At 58.5% G+C, this 22,010-nt stretch carries 17 protein-coding genes; 16 read left to right on the plus strand and 1 reads right to left on the minus strand.

The annotated features are described in order from the left end of the window. Positions 1-37 precede the first annotated feature (37 nt). From sigE to B9A13_RS00815, 5 genes are all read left to right on the plus strand, one after another. On the plus strand, positions 38-760 hold the full coding sequence (gene sigE, locus B9A13_RS00795) for an RNA polymerase sporulation sigma factor SigE (protein WP_084233141.1): 723 nt from the start codon (positions 38-40) through the stop codon (positions 758-760). A 180-nt stretch (positions 761-940) separates the two neighbouring features. Next, positions 941-1,858 (plus strand): TIGR00266 family protein, encoded by a 918-nt coding sequence (locus B9A13_RS00800; RefSeq protein ID WP_084233522.1) that lies wholly within the window; start codon positions 941-943, stop codon positions 1,856-1,858. A gap of 646 nt (positions 1,859-2,504) precedes the next feature. Further along, positions 2,505-3,266 carry an ATP-dependent Clp protease proteolytic subunit gene (locus tag B9A13_RS00805; RefSeq protein ID WP_143806855.1) on the plus strand — a complete coding sequence of 254 codons (762 nt, stop codon included), beginning with the start codon at positions 2,505-2,507 and terminating at the stop codon, positions 3,264-3,266. A 108-nt stretch (positions 3,267-3,374) separates the two neighbouring features. Continuing rightward, positions 3,375-4,208, plus strand: coding sequence for an undecaprenyl-diphosphate phosphatase (locus B9A13_RS00810; RefSeq protein ID WP_242942739.1), 834 nt, complete (start codon positions 3,375-3,377; stop codon positions 4,206-4,208). 76 nt (positions 4,209-4,284) lie between these two features. Further along, positions 4,285-6,765, plus strand: coding sequence for an FtsK/SpoIIIE family DNA translocase (locus tag B9A13_RS00815; protein ID WP_084233143.1), 2,481 nt, complete (start codon positions 4,285-4,287; stop codon positions 6,763-6,765). A 98-nt stretch (positions 6,766-6,863) separates the two neighbouring features. On the opposite strand, the gene sigG is transcribed toward B9A13_RS00815, so the two are convergent. Continuing rightward, on the minus strand, positions 6,864-7,634 hold the full coding sequence (gene sigG / locus B9A13_RS00820; RefSeq protein WP_084233144.1) for an RNA polymerase sporulation sigma factor SigG: 771 nt from the start codon (positions 7,632-7,634) through the stop codon (positions 6,864-6,866). Positions 7,635-7,906: 272 nt separating this feature from the next. Between sigG and B9A13_RS00825 the strand changes: the two genes are divergently transcribed. The 11 genes from B9A13_RS00825 to B9A13_RS00875 all read left to right on the plus strand — a co-directional run bounded on the left by B9A13_RS00825 (position 7,907) and on the right by B9A13_RS00875 (position 21,219). Next, positions 7,907-8,200, plus strand: coding sequence for a YlmC/YmxH family sporulation protein (locus B9A13_RS00825; protein WP_084233524.1), 294 nt, complete (start codon positions 7,907-7,909; stop codon positions 8,198-8,200). Between the two features lie 290 nt (positions 8,201-8,490). Continuing rightward, positions 8,491-9,249, plus strand: coding sequence for a 30S ribosomal protein S2 (gene rpsB, locus B9A13_RS00830; protein ID WP_084233145.1), 759 nt, complete (start codon positions 8,491-8,493; stop codon positions 9,247-9,249). A gap of 89 nt (positions 9,250-9,338) precedes the next feature. Further along, positions 9,339-10,253 carry a translation elongation factor Ts gene (gene tsf / locus B9A13_RS00835; RefSeq protein WP_084233146.1) on the plus strand — a complete coding sequence of 305 codons (915 nt, stop codon included), beginning with the start codon at positions 9,339-9,341 and terminating at the stop codon, positions 10,251-10,253. 299 nt (positions 10,254-10,552) lie between these two features. After that, the gene (pyrH, locus tag B9A13_RS00840; protein WP_084233147.1) at positions 10,553-11,272 is read left to right on the plus strand and encodes a UMP kinase; all 720 of its coding nucleotides are present in this window, start codon (positions 10,553-10,555) and stop codon (positions 11,270-11,272) included. Between the two features lies 1 nt (position 11,273). Then, on the plus strand, positions 11,274-11,831 hold the full coding sequence (gene frr / locus B9A13_RS00845; protein ID WP_200809657.1) for a ribosome recycling factor: 558 nt from the start codon (positions 11,274-11,276) through the stop codon (positions 11,829-11,831). Between the two features lie 88 nt (positions 11,832-11,919). Beyond that, a complete protein-coding gene (gene uppS / locus B9A13_RS00850) occupies positions 11,920-12,669 on the plus strand; it encodes a polyprenyl diphosphate synthase (RefSeq protein ID WP_084233148.1) in 750 nt (249 codons plus the stop codon). Further along, positions 12,670-13,482 (plus strand): phosphatidate cytidylyltransferase, encoded by an 813-nt coding sequence (locus tag B9A13_RS00855; protein ID WP_242942740.1) that lies wholly within the window; start codon positions 12,670-12,672, stop codon positions 13,480-13,482. A gap of 117 nt (positions 13,483-13,599) precedes the next feature. Beyond that, on the plus strand, positions 13,600-14,745 hold the full coding sequence (locus B9A13_RS00860) for a 1-deoxy-D-xylulose-5-phosphate reductoisomerase (protein ID WP_084233527.1): 1,146 nt from the start codon (positions 13,600-13,602) through the stop codon (positions 14,743-14,745). Between the two features lie 63 nt (positions 14,746-14,808). Continuing rightward, a complete protein-coding gene (locus B9A13_RS00865; RefSeq protein WP_084233149.1) occupies positions 14,809-15,879 on the plus strand; it encodes a M50 family metallopeptidase in 1,071 nt (356 codons plus the stop codon). A gap of 32 nt (positions 15,880-15,911) precedes the next feature. Continuing rightward, entirely contained in the window at positions 15,912-16,976 is a 1,065-nt protein-coding gene (gene ispG / locus B9A13_RS00870; RefSeq protein WP_278308994.1) for a flavodoxin-dependent (E)-4-hydroxy-3-methylbut-2-enyl-diphosphate synthase, read from the plus strand. Next, positions 16,969-21,219, plus strand: a complete 4,251-nt coding sequence (locus B9A13_RS00875; protein ID WP_242942741.1) for a PolC-type DNA polymerase III — start codon at positions 16,969-16,971, stop codon at positions 21,217-21,219. The genes ispG and B9A13_RS00875 overlap by 8 nt, the downstream gene beginning before the upstream one ends. Positions 21,220-22,010: the final 791 nt, after the last annotated feature.

Below are 22,010 nucleotides of genomic sequence, written 5' to 3' on the forward strand. Positions count from 1 at the left end.
CCGACGGCGCCGAAAACAGAATAGGAGAGAGAATGGAATGAAAGGCCTGAAAATCAGACTGTATGTGCTGCTCCAGCGTATTCTCGCGAAACTGGGAATCCTTCTTCCCGCGAAGATCATGTACATCGGGGGAAGCGAAACTCTGCCGCCTCCCCTGACGCGCATTGAGGAGTCCGAGCTCATCGGGCGTCTTGCAAACGGCGAGGGCGGGGTGCGTCAGGTTCTCATCGAGCGGAATCTCCGCCTGGTGGTCTACATTGCGCGCAGGTTTGAAAACACCGGCATCAACATCGAGGATCTCATCTCCATCGGCACCATCGGTTTGATCAAAGCCATCAATACATACAAGCCGGACAGGAACATCAAGCTGGCCACCTATGCCTCCCGCTGTATCGAGAACGAGATCCTCATGCATCTGCGGAAAAACACCGCCCAGAAAAGCGAAATATCCTTCGACGAGCCACTCAACACCGATTGGGACGGCAACGAGCTGCTCCTGTCGGATATTCTGGGCACCGACGTGGACATGGTGATGCGCCCCATCGAGGAGGACGTGGAAAAAAAGCTTTTATTCGACGCAATGGACAAACTCTCCGACCGGGAACGGCAGATCATCATCCTCCGTTTTGGGCTCAACGGTTACCAGGAAAAGACCCAGAAGGAGGTGGCCGACCAGATGGGGATCTCTCAGTCCTATATCTCCCGGCTGGAAAAACGGATCATCTCCCGGCTGCGGCGGGAAATTGTGCGCTTGAGCTGATTTTCGGGCCGTTTCGCTTCGAACGCGAACGATTCTGTATAGAAAGTCATCATTTTTACAGAATACCGTTGAAAATAAGGGAAAATAGAAATAAAATGGAAGCGGAAATGAACCGAGCCTGTTGAACGATGCGGATTTCGATTTGAGGCGAAATCCGCACAGGATGGAGGAGAAATTGCGATGTATTGTAAAAACTGCGGCGCTTCCATACCGGACGGTTCCCGCTTCTGCGGCAAGTGCGGAGCAAAACAGGAGGGAACCGCGGGAGCAGCCCCGGGACCGGCCGACAAAATCGACTACAAGATTTACGGGGACGACATGCAGCTTGTGGAAATCGAGCTGGACCCCGGCGAGAGCGTGGTGGCCGAGGCGGGCGCTATGACCTACATTGAGCAGGACATCCGTATGGAAACCATATTGGGAGACGGCAGCGGTACCGACGACGGCAAGGGCCTCATGGGCAAGCTGGTGGGCGCCGGAAAGCGCGCCCTGGCCGGTGAAAGCCTCTTTATGACCGTCTTCCGGAACACCGGGTCCGTTAAGGCCCATGCCGCTTTCGCGGCCCCTTACCCGGGAAAAATCATCCCCGTGGAACTGAAGGAATTCGGCGGCACCCTGATCTGCCAGAAGGACGCTTTCCTCTGTGCGGCCAAGGGAATCTCCATCGGGATCCAGCTTCAGCGCAGGATCGGCGCGGGCCTGTTCGGAGGGGAGGGCTTCATCATGGAGCGCCTCACGGGTGACGGGCTTGCGTTTCTCCACGCGGGGGGTACCATCATTAAAAAGGAGCTTCGTCCCGGAGAAATCCTCCGGCTGGACACGGGCTGCCTCGTTGCCATCGACGCGGGCGTGGAGTACGATGTCACCTTTGCCAGCGATCTGAAAAGCGGCCTGTTCGGCGGAGAAGGGCTGTTTTTGGCTACCCTCAAGGGGCCGGGGCACGTCTGGCTCCAGTCTCTTCCCTTCAGCCGCCTGGCCGACCGGATCCATCAGGCCAGGTACGACCACACGGGAGAAAACCGGGGCATCAACAATCCCATCGGAGAGGTCACCGGCGGCCTCGGCGGCGCCCTTGGCGGACTGTTCAAGTCGAATTGATTTCAAAAAGCGGGGCGGCTTTGCCGCCCCGCTTTTTTGCCGTACCTGAAAAAATTCCGCAGGCTTCACGTTTTTCAGATCTCTTGAATCCCACAGCCAAAACCCGCAGCACTCCATGTTCTTGAGAAAATTCCTCTCAATCGCCGCTTGAAGTACTATTTCGCAGACTCATTAAGCCCCGCAGGCCAAAACCCGGAGAGTCCCGATCGCGGGCTCAAAAACAGACCTCTTTCCATAGTGCTGTCCGTGCGTTCAAAACTGCCGATAGTCAATCGCTTATTAAGAGCGCCCACCGGAGCACCCTCCCCGAAAATCCAAGAGGCCGGAGCCTCTTGGTCTGTTTTTGGCGACTTTTTGCAGAAACAAAATGTTACCCCCAGAGGAGAGCGCAGCTCCCGTCCAAATCTCACGTAAAATTTTACATCCATTTTTCATACTCATAGAAAAACCAATCTTCTCTCCCCGCATGTTTCGTCCCGTTTTGCAGACAATAGGCTGTACAATATTTCCGTGTCGGGCGCCGAAAACTCTGCCGCGGCAGAACCCGGTTCCCGCCGTGGCAGGGGAGAGTGGTTCCGTGAGCGAAGAAAAGGGCGAAGAAAAAAACAATGAAAACCGAAACCCGCAGCAGCAGCAGATCGTGGACATGTCCTCCATCACTTCAAAAAACCGCCGGGGCGTCGTGCACTGTCTCACCATCGTGGGGCAGATCGAGGGCCACCAGGTTCTGCCTCCCAGCAATAAGACCACCAAGTACGAGCACGTGATGCCCCAGCTTGCCGCCATTGAGGAAAGTGATGAGATTGACGGGGTCCTGATTCTCCTCAATACCGTGGGCGGCGACATCGAGGCGGGTCTCGGCATCGCCGAGCTCATCGCAGGCATGAAAAAGCCCACAGTTTCGCTGGTCCTTGGCGGAGGGCACTCCATCGGGGTGCCCCTGGCGGTTTCCGCCAAACAGTCCTTTATCGCCCCCTCTGCAGCTATGACCATCCATCCGGTACGCTTAAATGGCATGGTTATCGGAGTGCCCCAGACCTTCAATTATTTCGAGCGCATCCAGGAACGGATTGTCCAGTTCGTAACCCGCAATTCCCGCATCAGCAAGGAAGAATTCACCCGCCTGATGCTCAAGACAGGAGAGCTTGCCGCCGACGTGGGCAGCGTCATTTACGGGGAGCAGGCGGTGGAACTCGGCCTCATCGACCATGTGGGGAGCCTGTCCGACGCCCTGGAGTGTCTCTACGGCATGATTGAAAGCAGCCGGAAGGAGCATCCCCGGGATTCTCTTCTCCCGGAAGCCGGGACCGCCGCCGAAAACCGTGAAGCTCCCCATAGGGAAAAACGGAGAAAATCCGGAAAAAACGTCGGTGAAACAGGGGAGAAATCGGAAGAAAAACGGCGATAAGGAAATCTTAAGAAAGTTTTTACGGGAAAATCCCCGGAATAGATATGGAAAACCTCCCTTCGATATGGTATCATGGAACCATGCCGAATCGAATCGGGAGGTGACGTCTTGTCCTATCTGATGTCCGCGCTTTTGGGGCTGGTGCAGGGCATTGCGGAATTCTTGCCTATTTCCAGTTCCGGACATCTGTCCATCATTCAGAATCTTTTCCACGTCAATACGGGGATGGAGGGGCACCTGTTTTTCGATGTGCTGCTTCATTTCGGCACCCTTATTTCCATCTTTGCCGTCTATTGGCAGGAAATCATTGACATGATATACGAGTTCTTCCGTGCCATCGGGGAACTGGGAAGCCGAAGGCCATCCCGGCGTATTCCTCCCGCCCGCCGCCTGGTCTTTCTCATCATTGTCGGCACCCTGCCTCTTATCGTTATCCTTCCCTTTAAAGCTAGGCTGGAGGAACTCTATTACAATACCGCCTTTATCGGCGTCGCGCTGATTTTTACCGGAATTCTTCTGTATCTTGCCGATCGGACCGGAAAGGGAAGAAAAACCGAACGCAGCACTCTGGTGGTTGACGCCGTGCTTGTCGGCCTGGCCCAGGCCGTGGCCGTCATACCCGGTCTTTCCCGTTCCGGCTCCACCATCGCCATGGGCCGCTTCTGCGGACTGGACCGCCGCTTTGCCGTCCGCTTTTCCTTTCTGCTTTCTCTGCCCGCGGTTCTGGGCGCAAACATCATCAGCCTCAAAGATGCGGTGGATGCCGGGATAGACACCTCGTATATCCCCGTGTACCTTGTGGGCGTTCTGGTGGCTGCCGTCTCCGGTTATTTTGCGATCCGGCTGGTGGAACATCTGGCGGATCGGGGGAAATTCGGAGGCTTCGCGTATTATTGCTGGGCCGTGGGCGCCATTACTCTCGCCTTCAGCCTGATTTTCTGACATACCGCCTTTTCCGGCCCTCTCGGAGCGTATTTCCCGGCCGGAGTAAGCCCAAGCGAAAGGACTGAATCCGTACATGCCAGCAACAAAAAAGAAGCCGGCCGGGAAACGGGGATCCGCCTCCGGCCGTAAAACCGCGCCCGCGCAGGCTCCCAAACCTTACCGCAGGGAAGCCGGCGCGGCCGTCTGCCTGCTTCTTGCCATTTTTTCATTTTTAGGATATTTCGGGATCGACGCGATCTTCATCCGCTTTTTCCGGGAGCTGCTCTCGGGGCTTTTCGGATGGGGCTTTTTTGCGTCGGCCCCCGCGCTGCTCTTCGCCGCCTATGTTCTGGCGTTCCATCGTGGCCGTCCCGTCCGGCTCCGCGTGTCCTGTATTTTGCTCTTTTCTCCGGTCCTGGGCATCCTGCTCCATCTGATTCTCGCCTCGGGGGATTTCTCCGTTTCCGCTTCCCTCTGGCGGGAGCTGTGGCTGTCCGGCGTTGCCCTGAAGAGCGGAGGTCTCTTTTCAGGCGCCCTTGCCGTCCTGTTTGAAGTTGTTTTCAGCCGGCTGGGCTCTCTGATTGTGTTTTTCGTCCTGGCCGCCTTTATGCTCATCTGCGCCTTCAACCTCACGCTCTCCGGCATATACGACTCCATCGTCCGGCGTCCCAGAACCCCGTATAAAGCGGATGAGGACGGCTCCTTCTCTTTTGACCTTCCCTCGGGCAAGACCTCTGCCCGCGGTTATTCCATCGATATTCCCGTGGACGAAGGGCCACACGCCGCCATGACAGCGGCCCTCCGCCCGGAAAAGAAGTCCGGTCTGTTTAACCGCAGTCCCGGCGTTCAGACCCCGGACGAACTTCTGAAAAACCAGTCCGAAGTGGAACCGGTTCGAAATTACACGGTGAAAAAATACCCTGCCGTTTCCCCCCAGGCCGCCCAGGACCCCGCGGCCGCCAAGAAGGAACAGATGAAAAAGGAGGATGTGGCCGCCGCCGCGGCCGAGGTGGCCCAGAGCATCGAAAACCGCCTTTCGGCGGAAAAGGAGGCCTACCGTTATCCGCCTCTCACCCTTCTCACCGCTCCGCCTCCCGGCAGCCGCGCTGATGGCACCGAGGAGATGCGCTCCTCCGCCGTCCGCCTGTCCGAAGCCCTGGAAAGCTTCGGCATCGAGGCCAAAATCACGAATATCACCCGGGGTCCTTCCGTCACCCGGTATGAGTACGAGCTGGACAAGGGCGTGAAGCTCAACAAGGTTACGAACCTTCAGGACGACATCGCCCTGTCTCTTGGCGCCACGGGGGTCCGTATCGCCCCCATCCCGGATAAAATTTCCGTCGTGGGCATCGAGGTCCCCAACAAGCTGGTGAGCACTGTCTACGTCCGGGAGGTGCTCTCCTCCCAGGAATTCAAGAATTCCCCCTCCAAGGTGGCCTTCGCCCTGGGTAAGGACATCGGCGGCAACTGCATCGTGGGGGACATTGCGAAACTGCCGCATCTGCTCATCGCCGGCACCACCGGCTCCGGCAAATCCGTCTGCATGAACTCCCTCATCGTGAGCCTTCTGTACAAATCCACTCCCGACGAGGTCCGCCTCATCATGATCGACCCGAAGATGATCGAGCTGGGGATCTACAATGGCATCCCCCACCTGCTCATCCCCGTGGTCACCGACCCGAAGAAGGCCGCCGGCGCCCTTCAGTGGGCCGTGGTGGAAATGATGAAGCGCTATAAGCTCTTTTCCGAGCGTAACGTCCGGGATATCATGGCGTATAACGCCGCCGTCGCCAAGGAGGGTGGCCAGAAGCTTCCTCAGATCGTGGTGGTCATCGACGAGCTGGCCGACCTTATGCTGGTGGCCGCAAAAGAGGTGGAGGAATCCGTCTGCCGCATCGCTCAGATGGCCCGGGCCGCAGGGATGCATCTGGTCATCGCCACCCAGCGCCCCTCCGCGGACGTCATCACCGGCATCATGAAGGCAAACATTCCTTCCCGCATCGCCTTCGCCGTGGCATCCTCTCTGGAATCCAGGATCATCCTGGACACCATGGGGGCGGAAAAGCTGGTGGGCCGGGGCGACATGCTGTATTTCCCCCTGGGCTTCGGGAAACCCATGCGGGTCCAGGGCTGCATGATTTCCAGCGAGGACATCGAGTCCGTGGTGGACTTCGTCAAGCGCGCCGGCCAGGCCGACTACTCCGAAGACATCATGCGCCAGATCGAGCAGAATGTGGCGCAGAACGAAAAGGGAGGAGGGGGAACCCCCGCGGAACCGTCCGCTCAGGATGGTTCCGATCCCGGAGACGAACTCTATCCCGCCGCCGTGGAGGTGGTGCTGGAAACCGGGCAGGCTTCCGTTTCCATGCTCCAGCGAAGGCTCAAGCTGGGATACTCCCGCGCCGCGAGGCTGGTGGACCAGATGGAGCAGCGGGGGATTGTGGGCCCCTTCGAGGGCTCGAAGCCCCGTCAGCTTCTCATCAACCGGGAACAGTGGCAGGAACTCCAGATGGGGAAGGAGCAGATGGAACTCTCCCCCCGCGCGGACGGCGACCGTCCCCCCTTCGACGAATAAAACCCATTTCAAACTCAGCGCGCCGGCATTGTATAAACACAATGCCGGCGCGTTTTCCGATTTCTGTTAAATCATATTTTGTGGTGCTTCCCGCTGCGTTACAGACACTTTTTGATCTGGTTGATGGCGTTTTTCTCCAGCCTGGAGACCTGGGCCTGAGAAATCCCCACCTCCGCGGAAACCTCCATCTGGGTCTTTCCCTCGTAAAACCGCAGGGCCAGGATATGCTTTTCCCGCTCTCCCAGCCCCTTGATGGCCTCTTTGAGGGCGATCTGCTCCAGCCAGCTCTCGTCCGTATTCTTGCTGTCGCTCACCTGGTCCATGACGCAGATGGTGTCGCCCCCGTCGGAATAGACCGGCTCGTAAAGGGAAACCGGGTCCATGATGGCGTCCATGGCAAAAACCACTTCCTCCCGTTCGATCCCCAGTTCCTTCGCGATTTCTTCCACCGTGGGCTCCTTTTGTTTTTCGGAAAGCAGCCTCTCCTTGGCCTGCAGGACCTTGTACGCCGTGTCCCGCATGGAGCGGCTGACCCGGATGGAGCTGTTGTCCCGGAGATAGCGCCGGATCTCCCCTATGATCATGGGTACTCCGTAGGTGGAAAACCGCACCGGCTGCGTAATGTCGAAATTGTCGATGGCCTTGATGAGCCCGATGCACCCCACCTGAAAGAGATCGTCCACGTTTTCTCCCCGGTTTGTGAATTTCTGAATCACGGACAGCACCAGCCGGAGATTTCCCGCGATGAGCTTTTCCCGGGCTTCCTTGTCGCCTTCCTTTGTCCTCCGGAGCAGTTCCACCATTTCCTCGTTCTTGAAAACCTTGAGCTTGGATGTGTTGACGCCGCAGATTTCAACTTTGCCCTGCATCCATGATACCCTCCTCCGGTAAAACCTCATCCACAGTATTGCCGGAGAAGGGGAGTATCATACTAGTTACTGTATTATTTTCCACCTATTGTTATTTGGTATTATTTCCCTTGTTCATCCTGTGCCGGCAACTGGAAGAGACGGGGGAAACCTGTCCGAACCCGTCGTCTTTTCATGTTTCAGATCGATTCATCAGACAAGCAGCAGGAAAATATACTGGTATACGGAAGGCAAACGGAGCCTCCCGGATTTGGATTGGGGCGGTGAAAATCATGATTTGCAGAATTGTCGATCTGCGCTGCAAGGAAGTGATCAACATCAGCGACGGCTGCCGTCTGGGCTTCGTCTGCGACGTGGATATTGACATAAGCTGCGGCCACGTCGTGGCCATTGTGGTGCCGGGTCCCTGCCGGTGGTTCGGCCTGTTCGGGAGAGGAGAGGACTTCGTCATTCCCTGGGACAATATCCGCCGTTTCGGAGACGACATCATACTGGTGGAGATCAGCTTTGAAAAGCATCCTCCGAGACCTCCCAGGGATCGGCGCAGGGGATTCTGGGGCTGGTGAGGTACATAAGGTGAAAGAAGCATACTTTGCGGCCCTTCGGAAACCGGTCCGAAAGGCCGCCTCTTTTTGACGATGCCCTCCGAATCCGCCGGTCTTGCACAGCGCAATGGTACAATCCCCCTTCGCGGCAATGAAAAAAGTCTTGCAAATCGGCATATCCTATGCTAGAATATCAGAGCATTACACACATCCCTTTGCGGAAGCATGCCTTCCGCAGCGGCCTTTCCGGTGCCCGCAAGGGTTGAAAGGCGCATGGGGTGGAGGGTAAAACCGAAGGAGGAAAAAAGTTTATGGCAGTAGTATCCATGAAACAGCTTCTGGAAGCCGGCGTCCATTTCGGACACCAGACCAGGAGATGGAACCCCAAGATGGCAACCTACATTTACACCGAGCGCAACGGGATCTACATCATTGATCTCCAGAAGACCGTCCGCAAGCTGGAAGAGGCGTACAACTTTGTCCGTCAGCTCTCCGCAAACGGCCAGAGCATCCTTTTCGTCGGCACCAAGAAGCAGGCGCAGGACGCCATCCGCGAAGAGGCCGAGCGCGTGGGCATGTACTTTGTGAACGCCCGCTGGCTGGGCGGAATGCTCACCAACTTCAAGACCATGCGGGGCAGAATCGACCGCCTCAATCAGCTGCGCAAGATGCAGGAAGACGGCACCTTCGACATGCTGCCCAAAAAAGAGGTCATCAAGCATCTGGGCGAGATCGCAAAGCTGGAGAAATATCTGGGCGGCGTGAAGAACATGAAGAAGCTCCCGGGCGCCCTGTTCATCGTGGACCCCCGCAAGGAGCGCAACGCCATCGCCGAAGCCCGCAAACTGGGCGTGCCCATTGTGGCCATTGTTGACACAAACTGCGATCCGGACGAGATCGACTATATTATCCCCGGCAATGACGACGCCATCCGCGCCATCAAGCTCATCTCCTCCGTCATGGCCAACGCCGTGATGGAAGGACGTCAGGGTGAGGACGCCGAAGAGGCCGCCCAGGCGGAAGCCAAGGCGCCGGAGGCCGTCCCCGCGGCTGCGGAAAAGGCGGAATAATCCGAAAGAGCAGACTGCGCCCGCCGGAGCGGCGGGCGCGCTGTCTGTGGACAAATGAAACCGGTAAATAAAATAGGAGGGTATCAGTTATGGCATTTACCGCAAAAGATGTTCAGACCCTGCGCGAAATGACGGGCGTCGGCATGATGGACTGCAAAAAGGCCCTTGCCGCTTCCGACGGCGATATGGAAAAAGCGGTGGAGTTCCTCCGTGAAAAAGGATTGGCCGCGGCCCAGAAAAAGGCCGGCCGGATCGCCGCCGAGGGCGTTGTGGAAGCCATTGTGGATAAAAACGGCGTGGGCGCCGTCGTGGAGGTCAACAGCGAAACCGACTTCGTTGCTAAAAACGAAAGCTTCCGCCAGTTTGTCTCCGATATTGCCGCCGTGGTAGCCGAAAAGGACCCCGCGGATCTGGACGCCCTCATGGCGCTCCCGTATCCCGGAAGCGACAAGACCATCACCGAGATGCAGCAGGAAAAGGTCCTGGTCATCGGCGAAAACATCAAGATCCGCCGCTTCGCCAGGTATGCCACGGGCTATAACGTGGCTTACGTTCACATGGGCGGCCGCATCGGCGTCATCGTGAATATGGAAGTCTCCGGCAGCCTGAAGGATAATCCCGCCGTCCATGAGCTCGGCAAGGATATCTGCATGCAGATCGCCGCCATGCGCCCCCTGTATCTGGACAGCACCGCCGTTCCCGCCGACACGGTGGAGAGCGAAAAGCACATCCTCATGGAGCAGGTCATGCAGGAGGGCAAGCCCGCCCAGGTGGCCGAGAAGATCGTGGCCGGCCGTATCAATAAGTTTTTTGAAGAAGTCTGCCTCATGAACCAGGCCTTCGTCAAGGAAAACAAGATCACGGTGGAAAAGCACGTGCAGCAGGTCGCCAAGGAACTGGGCGGCTCCATCGCCGTCAAGGCTTTCACCCGCTATGAAAAGGGCGAGGGCATTGAAAAGAAGTCCTGTAACTTCGCCGAAGAAGTCGCCGGCATGGTGAAATAAGATAAACCGCAGATAAAAAAGGAGCCGGGAATTCCCGGTTCCTTTTTTATCTCTTCATTGCTGACAGCAGAAAGAACAAAGTAACCACGCCTCCGGCGCGGGTTTTTCCTTCCTGTACAATTCTCTTGTATCACTTTCCTGAACATCCTGCGCCGGAGGGCGCAGACTGCGTTCAGGTTCATCGAAAATCGCCAATAAAAGAAAAACATTGCCAATTCCGCGCATTACCCTCTTTCCAAATGGAGCAACTTATATTAGAATAGGGAAGGTAACGCAATAAACTCGTGAGGAGCTGGAATATGGCAAAGCCGCAGTATAAGCGAGTTCTGCTGAAAATCAGCGGAGAAGCCCTGGCCGGAGACGGCCGCAGGGGCCTTGATTTTGAAGTGATGGGACAAGTATGCGACGTCGTGCGCCGCTGTATCGAGGAGGGCGTCCAGGTGGGCATCGTCGTCGGGGGAGGCAACTTCTGGCGCGGCGTCAAGGACGGAGGCGGCAAGATGGACCGCTCCCGTGCCGACCACATGGGGATGCTGGCAACGGTTATCAACTGCCTTGCCCTGGCGGACGTCCTGGAACAGAAGGGCGTGGACGTCCGGGTTCAGACCGCCATCGAAATGCGCGCCATCGCAGAACCTTATGTCCGCTTGAAAGCCATACATCATCTGGAAAAGGGAAGAGTGGTCATCTTCGGCTGCGGGACCGGCAACCCCTTCTTTTCCACCGACACCGCAGCCGTCCTGCGCGCCGCGGAAATCGACGCGGATGTGATCCTTCTTGCCAAGAATATAGACGGGGTTTACGACTCCGATCCCCATGTAAATCCCAACGCGAAGAAATTCGACATTATCACCTATGACGACGTTCTGGCCCGGCACCTTGAGGTGATGGATTCCACCGCCACATCGCTGTCCATGGACAACAAAATTCCCGTGATCCTCTTTGCCCTCAAGGATCCTGAGAACATCCTCCGTGTTATAAGCGGGGAAAAAATTGGTACAATAGTGAAGGGAGACTGAAATGATGAAAGAAGCCTATAAGGAATATTCCGACAAAATGCAGAAAACCATCGAGGTTGTGGGCAATGAGTTTGCCGGTGTCCGGGCAGGCCGGGCCAACGCATCCGTTCTGGCCCGCATCATGGTGGACTATTACGGCGCGCCCACTCCCATCTCCCAGGTGGCCACTGTTTCCTCGCCCGATCCCCGCACCCTGATGATTCAGCCCTGGGATGGGAGCCTGACGAAAGCCATCGAAAAGGCGATCCTCACCTCCGATTTAGGCATCAATCCCCAGAACGACGGCAAGGTGATCCGCCTGGCTTTCCCGCAGCTTACGGAAGAGCGCCGCAAGGACCTGATCCGCCAGGTTCGCAAATACGCGGAAAACGGTAAGGTGGCCATCCGTAACATCCGGCGGGACGCCGTGGAGGCTTTTAAAGAGCAGAAGAAGAAGTCCGAAATCACCGAGGACGACCTAAAATCCGCGGAAAAGGACATGCAGGACCTGACCGACAAGAGCTGCAAGGATATCGATGCGCTCCTTGCCAAAAAGGAAAACGAGCTCATGGAGCTTTGAGGCGCCGCGAAACGGGCTTATGCGCCCCTTCGCACGTTTTTTCGCCTCCATCCGCTCCGCGGGCACAGAACAAAAGTTGGTATAGAATATGACGCTGTTTCATAGCAAAAAGAAAAGTACGGCGGGGACGGGGGATTTTAACCGCCTGCCCCGCCATATCGCTATCATCATGGACGGAAACGGACGCTGGGCTCAGCGACGGGGTCTGCCCCGGACCGCGGGACACGCCGCCGGAGCCGAGGCCTTTCGCACCATTGCCACCTACTGCAGGGATATCGGCCTTCCGTATCTCACCGTTTATGCCTTTTCCACCGAGAACTGGTCCCGTCCGCCCGAGGAAGTGGCCGCCATCATGAGGCTTCTCGAGAAGTACCTGGCCGAGGCTATAGAAAAGATGGAGCGGGAGAACATGCGTCTTCGCATCCTGGGAGACCTGACTCCGCTTGCTCCCGAGTTCCGGGACCTGGTGACCAGAACCAACCGGATTTCCGAAACACTGCACGATTTTCAGGCCAACATCTGCCTCAATTACGGCGGCAGAGATGAAATTTTGAAGGCGGCTTCCGTCTTCGCGTCCGAATGTCTGGAAGGGAAGCGCTCCCCCTCGTCCCTCACACCGGAGCTTTTTTCCTCGTATCTCACCACCGCCGGCCTTCCGGATCCGGATCTTATCATCCGGCCCAGCGGCGAGATCCGCGTTTCCAACTTCCTTCTTTGGCAGTCCGCCTATGCGGAGTATTACTTCACCGATACGCTCTGGCCCGACTTTGGAAAGGAAGAGCTGAACCGCGCGATCGCCGACTTTCAAGGGCGTTCCCGGAGATTCGGAGGGATTTGATTGGTTACAAGAGTGATCGTGGCTGCGATTTTTATACCTATTATTCTTGCGGTTGTGCTTTTATTGCCCCCCGTCGCCCTCAGTATCAGCTTTGCCGTTCTTTCCGCCATCGGGGTATATGAGCTGATCTGGTCCACAGGGCTTTTAAAGCACCCGCGTCTTGTGGTTTATGCCGTCGTCTTCGCGGCTCTCGTGCCGGTGTGGGCGTTTTTCGGTTCCCGTCCGGAACCCGCCGCGGCGGCGCTCTTCCTCTTTGTGTTCGTGCTTTTTCTGGAGGCCATGTTCGGCCGGCACGCAACCTTTTCCCAGATCGCCGGCGTCTTTTTTGCCTGTGTGGTCATCCCGTTTTTCTTTTCCTCTTTCGTCCGTGTGGGACTGCTGCCCCTGGGGCGGATCTACGCCGTCATGATCTTTCTCTTTCCCTTTGCCAGCGATGCCGGGGGATACTTTGTGGGCATGCGCTTCGGCCGCCGGAAACTCGCTCCCGGCATCAGCCCCCACAAGACCGTGGAAGGCTCCATCGGCTGCTTTATCGGTTCGGTAGTCTGCACCGTCATTTTTGGGCTCATCCTGACCCAGGTCTTCTCATATACTGTGAGATATGGCGTGCTGATTCTCTACGCCATTCTGGGAAGCGCGGTTTCCCAGCTGGGGGATCTGGCTTTTTCCTTCATCAAACGGGAATTCGGGCTCAAGGATTTCGGAAAGCTCTTCCCCGGGCATGGCGGCGTCCTGGACCGGTTCGACAGCGTGCTGTTCGCGGCGCCCCTTCTGGAGATCCTCTACCGCGTCCTGCCCGCCATAGGCAGCTGATTTCGTTTTACGATTCTGCGATACCCTCTGAATTCAAAAGATTAAAGCGCGCCGCGCGCTGAAACCGCGGTCTCCCCGGCATATGCGCGGGATGCGCCGGGGCGTATGGAGTTTGCCATGACCAAAGCCCTTGCCCTGCTGGGCTCCACCGGCTCCATCGGCCGCCAGGCCCTGGAGATCGCGGAGTATCTTCGCCTCCCTGTCCTGTCTTTGTCCGCCCATCGGAATATCGGCCTTCTGGAGGAGCAGGCGCGCCGCTTTCATCCCGCTCTCGTCGCCGTTTCCGACGAAGCCGCGGCAGGCGACCTGAAAATCCGCCTGGCGGATACGGGCATCCGGGTGGTATCCGGCCCGGAAGGCGTTATAGAAGCCGCCTGCGTACCCGGGGCGGACACGGTGCTCACCGCTGTGGTGGGCTTTGCGGGGCTCCGGCCCACCCTGGCCGCCGTGAAAGAGGGAAGACGCATCGCCCTTGCCAACAAAGAAACCCTGGTGGGCGCGGGAGAACTGGTGATGCGCGCGGTCCGTGAGGCTTCCGCTTCTCTTCTCCCCGTGGACTCGGAGCACTCGGCCATCTTTCAGTGCCTGGAGAGCTGCCGCGACAGGGGAGAGGTAAAACGCATCCTTCTCACCGCGTCGGGAGGCCCTTTTTTCGGTTATTCCAGGGACGCTTTATCCCGTGTGACCCCGGCCGACGCCCTGCGCCACCCCAATTGGCACATGGGACCCAAAATCACGGTGGACTCCGCCACCCTTATGAACAAGGGCCTGGAGTTCATCGAGGCCATGCACCTGTTTTCTCTGCCGCCGGAGAAGATAACCATCCTAGTCCACCGGGAGAGCGTCATTCACTCCATGGTGGAGTTCGTGGACGGAGCGGTCCTTGCCCAGCTGGGCGCTCCCGACATGCGCCTTCCCATCCAGTATGCCCTCACCTGGCCTCATCGGCTGCCTTCCCCCGCAAATCCTTTGGATTTCAGTGCCTGCCCGTCCCTCAGCTTCGGTAAACCCGATGCTGAAACCTTCCGCTGCCTCGCCCTGGCCATGGAGGCCGCCAAGCGGGGCGGGACCGCCGGCGCGGTCCTCAGCGGAGCCAACGAGGAAGCCGTGGAGCTTTTCCTGGCCGGCAGAATCCCCTTCCTCCGCATTGAGGAGCTGGTGGAAACCGCCCTTCGCAGCGTGGGACACGTCTCCGCTCCCTCTCTGGAGGAAATCCTGGAGGCGGACCGGGAAGCCCGCCTCTGCGTCCGTAAAAGTCAGTAACCTGTCCCCGGAAGGAAGGCGCCCCGCGCCCCCTCCGGCCCATCTGTATCTTGAGGTGATTATTTGTCCGCTTTTTATATTATCATCGCGATTCTGATCTTCAGCATCCTCATTGCCGTTCACGAATGGGGGCACTTTATCAGCGCCAAGCTCCTGGGCGTGCAGGTCAACGAGTTTTCCATCGGCATGGGCCCCGCCCTGTTCAAGCGCCAGCGGGGGGAGACCCTGTACTCCCTGCGCGCCCTTCCCATCGGGGGTTACTGCGCCATGGAGGGGGAGGCCGAGGAGTCCGACAACCCCAGGTCCCTCACCGAGCAGCCCTTCTGGAAAAAATTCATCATCTTTGTCGCCGGTTCCTTTATGAATTTTTTCCTGGGGTTTCTCATCGTACTTCTGCTCTTTACCCAGGCGCAGGCTTACAACGTCCCGGTGATCGACAGCTTAATGACTGGCTTCCCCCAGGAGCTTCAGGGGGAAAACGGCCTTATGCCCGGCGACAGGCTGGTGAAGATTAACGGAGAAAATATCTATATTTACAGCGACGTGGCCCTCCTCCTCTCCCGGGGGGAAGGGAAGAACTACGACCTGGTGATCGACCGCGGCGGGAAAACCGTCGTCCTGAACGATTTCCCCCTGGCCCGCCGGGAATACGTGGTGGATGGGGAAACAGCGATGAAATTCGGTCTTGTCTTCGGCTATGAGGAGGCAACTCCCCTGGGCCGCCTGAAGCAGGCCTGGTTCAACTCCGTGGATTTCGTGCGCATGGTGCGTATGGGCCTCACCGATGTAATCACCGGCGCGGCTTCGGTGAACAGTCTCTCCGGCCCCGTTGGCATCGTCACCGCCATTTCCGACGTGGGAGAGCAGTCCGCCTCCGCTCTGGACGCCTTTTATTCCATCGCCTATCTCATGTCCCTCATCGCCGTGAACCTGGCCGTGGTAAACATGCTGCCCTTCCCGGCCCTGGACGGCGGCCGGATCCTGTATGCCGCCGTCGCTTCCGTCATCACGGTGTTTACGAGAAGAAAGCCCAATCCCAAAATAGAGGCCTATGTCAACATGGCGGGCTTTGCCCTTCTGATTCTGCTCATCGTTTTTGTGACCTACAGCGATATCACAAAGCTGGCGTCCTGAGCCCATTGGCCGCCGGCCCAAATCACGCGGAGGTGCATATGACAAAGAGGATCATCGTAGGGGGCGTTCCCATCGGAGGCGGCGCCCCCGTTTCCATACAGTCCATGACCAACACCCGCACGTCGGACGTCTCCGCCACGGTGGAACAGATCCGGCGCCTTGCTGCCGCGGGCTGCCACATCGTGCGCCTCGCGGTGCCCGACGCCGCCTCCGCCGAGGTAATCGGGGAAATCAAGCGCCAGGTGTCCGTTCCCCTGGTGGCGGACATCCACTTCGACTACCGGCTGGCCCTTATGGCGGCGGAGCGGGGGATCGACAAGATCCGCATCAATCCCGGGAACATCGGCGGGGAAGACCGGGTCCGCCAGGTGGCCGAGGCCTGCAAAAGCCGCGGCATCCCCATCCGCATCGGCATCAACGGCGGCTCGCTGGAAAAGAGCCTTCTGACAAAATATGGGGGCCTCACCGCCGAGGCCATGGTGGAAAGCGCCATGGGCCATATCGGGCTGCTCAACCGGTATGGCTTCGACGATATCTGCGTCTCCCTGAAGGCCTCCTCCGTCCCTCTCACCGTGGAGGCCTGCCGCCTCATGGCGGAGAAAACGGATTATCCCCTCCACCTGGGGGTCACCGAGGCGGGCACCGAGTACATGGGTACCGTCAAGTCCGCCGTGGGCATCGGAAGTCTTTTGCTGCTGGGCATCGGGGACACCATACGGGTCTCCCTCACCGCCGATCCCGTCCGGGAGGTATACGCCGCCAGGGCCATCCTGAAAGCGGCCGGACGTCTCCGGGAGGGGGCCGAGATCATCTCCTGCCCCACCTGCGGGCGCACCCGTATCGACCTCATCGGCCTTGCCGGGGAGGTGGAGCGCCGCCTCGCGGACTACAAAGGGAATATCACCGTGGCGGTGATGGGCTGCGCGGTGAACGGGCCTGGGGAGGCCTCCGCGGCCGACGTGGGGATCGCCGGGGGAGACGGGGTGGGCCTCATCTTCCGCCGGGGGGAGATCCTCCGGAAGGTGCCCCAGGACCGCCTGGTGGACGAGCTGATGCTGGAAATCCGAAAGCTGGAGGAGTCAAAGCAGGATGAATAAGCCGGTCCCGTTTTTTGAGCTTTTATCCGGGTACAGGCCCGGAACAGATATTGAGGGCGCCTTTGGGCGCGCCGTTGTGACCTCCATGTCCATCATGCGGGAAACACGTGCCGTGGAGCTGGAGCTGGAAGCGCCGGAGCCGCTTCCGCCGGAGCTTCTCCGCCGCGCGGAGGAGGAGCTGGCCGCCGCCTATCTGGCCGAATCGGTACATATCCGGGTTATAAACCCGGAGAAATCCTTCGGGGAGGAGGCCTTCGCCCTTCTGGAGTCCCGCCTGAAAGAGGAGTTTCCCCCCGCGGCGGGGCTTCTTCCCGGGGCCGTATGGCAGCGGGAGGAGGGAAGACTCACCCTCCGCCTGAAAACCGGCGGCGCGGAGCTTCTGGCGCCTTACGCCCCGTTCCTGGAAGAGCTGGTCTTTTCCGCCTTTGGAAACCGCTGCCGGGTTTTCTTTGAAGACGACGCCCGGGAGGAAGAACTTCTTCAGTATACCGAGAGCATCCGCAGCGAGGCCATGAAGAACGTCCCCGCCCCCGCGGCTGCCAAGGGCAAAAAGAAAGCCCCCGAGAGAAAAACGGCCCTTTACGGCCGCGTGGATAAAAGCCCGCCCGTCCCCGTGGGAAGCCTGACCCTGGAGTCGGGGACCGTCACCGTCCGGGGATGCGTCTTTTCCGTCGCCCACAGGGAGATCAAAAAGCGCGGAGCCTGGGTGGTCTGCTTCGACCTCACCGATTACACCGGCTCCATCCGCGTCTCCCGGTTTTTACCCGGAGAGGAGGCAAAACCCCTGCTGGAGGGAATCAGGCAGGGGGATACCCTCACCGTCCGGGGCCACGTGGGCTTCAACCGCTATGACAACGACCTGGTGTTGGAGCCCGTGGGCGTGGCCCTTTCCCAGCCCGTTCTCCGCGCGGACAACGCCGGGGAGAAGCGCGTGGAGCTTCACGCTCATACCCGTATGTCCAGCATGGACGCGGTCACCGACACGGGAGATCTGGTGGCTGCGGCCGCCCGCTGGGGCCACCGGGCAATCGCCATAACGGACCACGGAGTGGCCCAGGCCTATCCCGACGCCATGAAGGCCGGAAAGGCCAACAAAATCAAAATTCTCTACGGCTTGGAGGCCTACTTCGTCAACGACGTGGACGACAAGCTCGCCCTGCGGGGAAACTCGGACGCTTCCTTTGACGATGAGATCGTCGCCTTCGACATCGAAACCACGGGGCTGGACTCCCGCACAGAGCTCATCACCGAGATCGGCGCCGTCGTTTTGAAAAACGGGACCGTTACGGACCGTTTCCGCACCTTTGTGAATCCCGGCCGACGCCTGACGCCCCAGATCGTGGAGCTCACCGGCATCACCGACGCCATGCTCAAGGGCGCCCCCTCCCAGGAGGAGGCCCTCCGCGCCTTCCTGGATTTCGCCGCCGGCCGGCCCCTGGCCGCACACAACGCCGAATTCGACGTGGGCTTCATCTCCCGGGGCTGCCGCCGCGCGGGGATCGAGTTTCAGCCCGTTTACATCGACACGCTGGTCCTGGCTCAGAACCTTCTGCCGGAACTGCCGAGGCACAAGCTGGACGTGGTTGCCTCTTTTCTGGAGCTGCCCTCCTTTCAGCATCACCGGGCCGAGGACGACGCTAACATGGTGGCCCTCATGCTGATTCCCTTTTTCCGGATGCTCCGGGAAAGGGGCGCGTCTCGCCTCGGAGAGATAAACCGCATCATGGCGGGCCTGAAAACCGGGGGCAGATCCGCCCGTTCCACCCGGCACCTTACGATTCTCGTAAAAAACCAGACGGGGCTGCGAAATCTGTACAAGCTCATCTCTCTGGCCCATCTGGAACATTTCAAGAAGGTGCCCATCGTCCCCAAGAGCCTTCTGCTCCAGTGCAGGGAAGGGCTCATCCTGGGCTCCGCCTGCGAGGCAGGAGAGGTCTTTTCCGCCGTAGCGGCGGGGAAGGATTGGGAGGAACTTCGGCGCCTTGCGGGGTTTTACGATTTTCTGGAGATCCAGCCCCTGTGCAATAACGAATTCATGCTCTATAACGGCAGGGCGAGGAGCAGGGAAGACCTCATGGACTTTAACCGCGCCATGGTCGCCTTGGGACAGGAGCTGAAAATCCCCGTCTGCGCTACCGGGGACGTCCATTTTCTGGAGCCGGAACACGAGACCTACCGCCGGATCCTCTTGGCCGCCAAGCAGTTTCCCGACGCCGACAGGCCCCTGCCCCTCTATTTCAAAACCACGGAAGAAATGCTGGAGGAGTTTTCCTATCTGGGAGAGGAAAAGGCCTTCGAGGTGGTGGTGACCAACACCAACCTCGTCGCCGACCTCTGCGAGGACGTTCGTCCTCTTCCCGTGGGGCTCTTCGCCCCCAAGCTGGACGGATCCCGGGAAGAGCTGGAAAGCCTCGTCTGGGGAAGGGCCAGAGCCCTCTATGGGGAAGAGCTTCCGCCCCAGGTCGCCGACCGGCTGGGCGAGGAGATGCAGGACATCATCGGCCGGGGATACGACGTCATCTATATGTCCGCCCAGAAGCTGGTGAGCAAGTCTCTGGAGGACGGTTATCTGGTGGGCTCCCGGGGTTCGGTGGGCTCGTCTCTGGCCGCCTACATGGCGGGGATCACCGAGGTAAACCCCCTGCCGCCCCATTACCGCTGCCCCAAATGCCACACCTCGGAGTTTGACGTGGACCCCCTCTACGGCTGCGGGGCCGACATGCCGGACAAGCTTTGCCCCGTCTGCGGCGCCCGTTACGAAAAGGACGGCTTTTCCATCCCCTTTGCCACCTTTTTGGGCTTCGGCGGCGACAAGATCCCGGATATCGACCTGAACTTCTCCGGGGAATACCAGGCCAAGGCCCACCGGCATACCTTCGTCCTCTTCGGCGAGGAGCACGTCTTCCGCGCCGGCACCATCGGCACCCTGAAGGAAAAGACCGCCTTCGGCTTTGTGAAAAAGTACCTGGAGGAGCGGGGGCAGACCGTCACGAGGGCCGAGGAAAACCGTCTGACCCTGGGCTGCGTGGGAGTCAAGCGCACCACCGGGCAGCACCCCGGCGGCCTTGTGGTCATCCCGGGGGACAGGGAAATTTACGATTTCTGCCCCGTGCAGCACCCCGCCGACGATATGGATACCGATATCGTCATTACCCATTTCGAGTATCATTCCATGGAGTCCAATCTGTTGAAACTGGACATGCTGGGGCACGATGATCCCACCATGATCCGCATGCTGGAGGACCTCACCGGGGTCAACGCCCGGAAAATCCCCCTGGACGACCCCGAGACCGTAAGTCTGTACACTTCCTCCAAAGCCCTGGGATTTGAAAACGACGCCGTCCTGGGCCCAACGGGCGCCTGTGCCCTTCCCGAGTTCGGCACCAAGTTCGTCCGGGAGATGCTGCTGGACACTCTGCCGGACAAGTTCGACACACTGGTCCGCATCGCCGGCTTTTCCCACGGCACCGACGTCTGGCTGGGAAACGCCCGGGATCTCATCACCTCCGGCACCGCCTCCGTTACCCAGGTCATCGGCGCCCGGGACGATATCATGCTCTATCTGATTTCCGTCGGCATGCCGGAAAAGCTGTCCTTTAAGATCATGGAGGCCGTCCGGAAGGGAAAGGGCCTCACGCCCGAGTGGGAGGAGCAGATGCGAGCCCACGGCGTCCCCGCTTGGTATATCGAATCCTGCAACAAGATCAAATACCTGTTCCCCAAGGCTCACGCCGTGGCCTATGTCATGATGTCCTTCCGCATCGCCTGGTTCAAGGTGCATAAGCCCCTGGCGTTTTACGCCGCGTATTTTTCCATCCGGGCCAAGGCCTTCGATGCCTCGGTGATGACCGGGGGGCTCCAGCAGGTTTTAGCTAAAATGAAGGAGATCGAAGCCAGCAAGGAGCCCACCGCCGTGGAGGAGGATATGCTGGTCACCCTGGAGGTCTGCTACGAGTTTTATCTCCGGGGCTTCCACTTCGAGCCCATCGACCTGTACAAGTCCGACCCTGTCCGCTTCCTCATCGAGGGGGACGGTCTTCTGCCCCCCTTTGTCTCCATCTCCGGGCTGGGGGAAACCGCCGCCCGGTCCATCGCAGCAGAGCGCCGGGGGCGCACCTTCATCTCCGTGGAGGAGTTTTCCGCCGCCTGCCCCAAGGTCTCCAAGACACACATCGAGCAGCTTCGCTCCTTGGGCGTCCTCTCGGACCTTCCCCAGACCAGCCAGCTGACCCTCTTCGACTGATTACCCTTTGTATTCAATTTTTTCTAATACTCAGCGTAATCGTTCTCCTTCAGCCCAGGCTCTACTCCGAGTCTTGGGCTGAAGCTATATCGAAACCTCGGGGATTTTTCACACAATTTCAGCTCCCGGCATAGAATGGATTTCGGGACATTTTTTCTTTTTTTCTGTGCGTCGTTAAATAGAACAATTGAGTTCTTCATCAAGTTAACATAATAATAAGTGGGTTGAAATCCGATCTTTTCAAAAGCCGCAAAAGGTACGTTCCCGCAGACCCATTAAGCCCCGCAATCTAAAACCTAGATCGCCCCGATCGCGGGTTCAAAAATAGAGTGCTTGCCACCCGACTGTGTTGACATAACTCTATAGTCGGCAGGTAAACCATTAGAATCCTGAAATATTTCAAAACCGGGTAACTTGCGAAAAAGGGAATCTTTTGAAACGTCGCACAAGGTTCGTTTTCTCAGGCTTCTTGAACCCCACAAGCCAGGATACGGAGAGTCCCGATCGCGGGCTGAAAAACAGACCTCCTGCCATAGAGCCGTCTGTGCGTTCGCAACTGCCAAAAGTCAATTGCCTATGAAGAGCGCCCACTCAAGCGCTTTCCAATAGAGATCCAAGAGGCCGCAGCCTCTTGGTCTGTTTTTGGTGACTTTTTGCAGAAACAAAAAGTTACCCCCAGCGGGGAGCGCGCAGCCCCCGTCCAAATCCTTAGTAATAAACCTTCTTCATAGAAAGTCTGAAAAGAGCGGAAAAACACACCGGCCGCGGAACATTCGCCTCCCGGTGAAAAG

The organism is Papillibacter cinnamivorans DSM 12816, assembly GCF_900176335.1.
GTDB classification, from domain to species: domain Bacteria; phylum Bacillota; class Clostridia; order Oscillospirales; family Oscillospiraceae; genus Papillibacter; species Papillibacter cinnamivorans.

Excerpts from the sequence above, each read along its gene's own strand:
- pyrH (WP_084233147.1), top strand. The coding sequence starts at position 10,553 with ATGGCAAAGCCGCAGTATAAGCGAGTTCTGCTGAAAATCAGCGGAGAA.
- rpsB (WP_084233145.1), top strand. The coding sequence starts at position 8,491 with ATGGCAGTAGTATCCATGAAACAGCTTCTGGAAGCCGGCGTCCATTTC.
- uppS (WP_084233148.1), top strand. The coding sequence starts at position 11,920 with ATGACGCTGTTTCATAGCAAAAAGAAAAGTACGGCGGGGACGGGGGAT.
- B9A13_RS00875 (WP_242942741.1), top strand. The coding sequence starts at position 16,969 with ATGAATAAGCCGGTCCCGTTTTTTGAGCTTTTATCCGGGTACAGGCCC.
- tsf (WP_084233146.1), top strand. The coding sequence starts at position 9,339 with ATGGCATTTACCGCAAAAGATGTTCAGACCCTGCGCGAAATGACGGGC.
- B9A13_RS00825 (WP_084233524.1), top strand. The coding sequence starts at position 7,907 with ATGATTTGCAGAATTGTCGATCTGCGCTGCAAGGAAGTGATCAACATC.
- B9A13_RS00815 (WP_084233143.1), top strand. The coding sequence starts at position 4,285 with ATGCCAGCAACAAAAAAGAAGCCGGCCGGGAAACGGGGATCCGCCTCC.
- B9A13_RS00805 (WP_143806855.1), top strand. The coding sequence starts at position 2,505 with ATGTCCTCCATCACTTCAAAAAACCGCCGGGGCGTCGTGCACTGTCTC.
- B9A13_RS00860 (WP_084233527.1), top strand. The coding sequence starts at position 13,600 with ATGACCAAAGCCCTTGCCCTGCTGGGCTCCACCGGCTCCATCGGCCGC.
- frr (WP_200809657.1), top strand. The coding sequence starts at position 11,274 with ATGATGAAAGAAGCCTATAAGGAATATTCCGACAAAATGCAGAAAACC.
- sigG (WP_084233144.1), bottom strand. The coding sequence starts at position 7,634 with ATGCAGGGCAAAGTTGAAATCTGCGGCGTCAACACATCCAAGCTCAAG.
- sigE (WP_084233141.1), top strand. The coding sequence starts at position 38 with ATGAAAGGCCTGAAAATCAGACTGTATGTGCTGCTCCAGCGTATTCTC.
- B9A13_RS00800 (WP_084233522.1), top strand. The coding sequence starts at position 941 with ATGTATTGTAAAAACTGCGGCGCTTCCATACCGGACGGTTCCCGCTTC.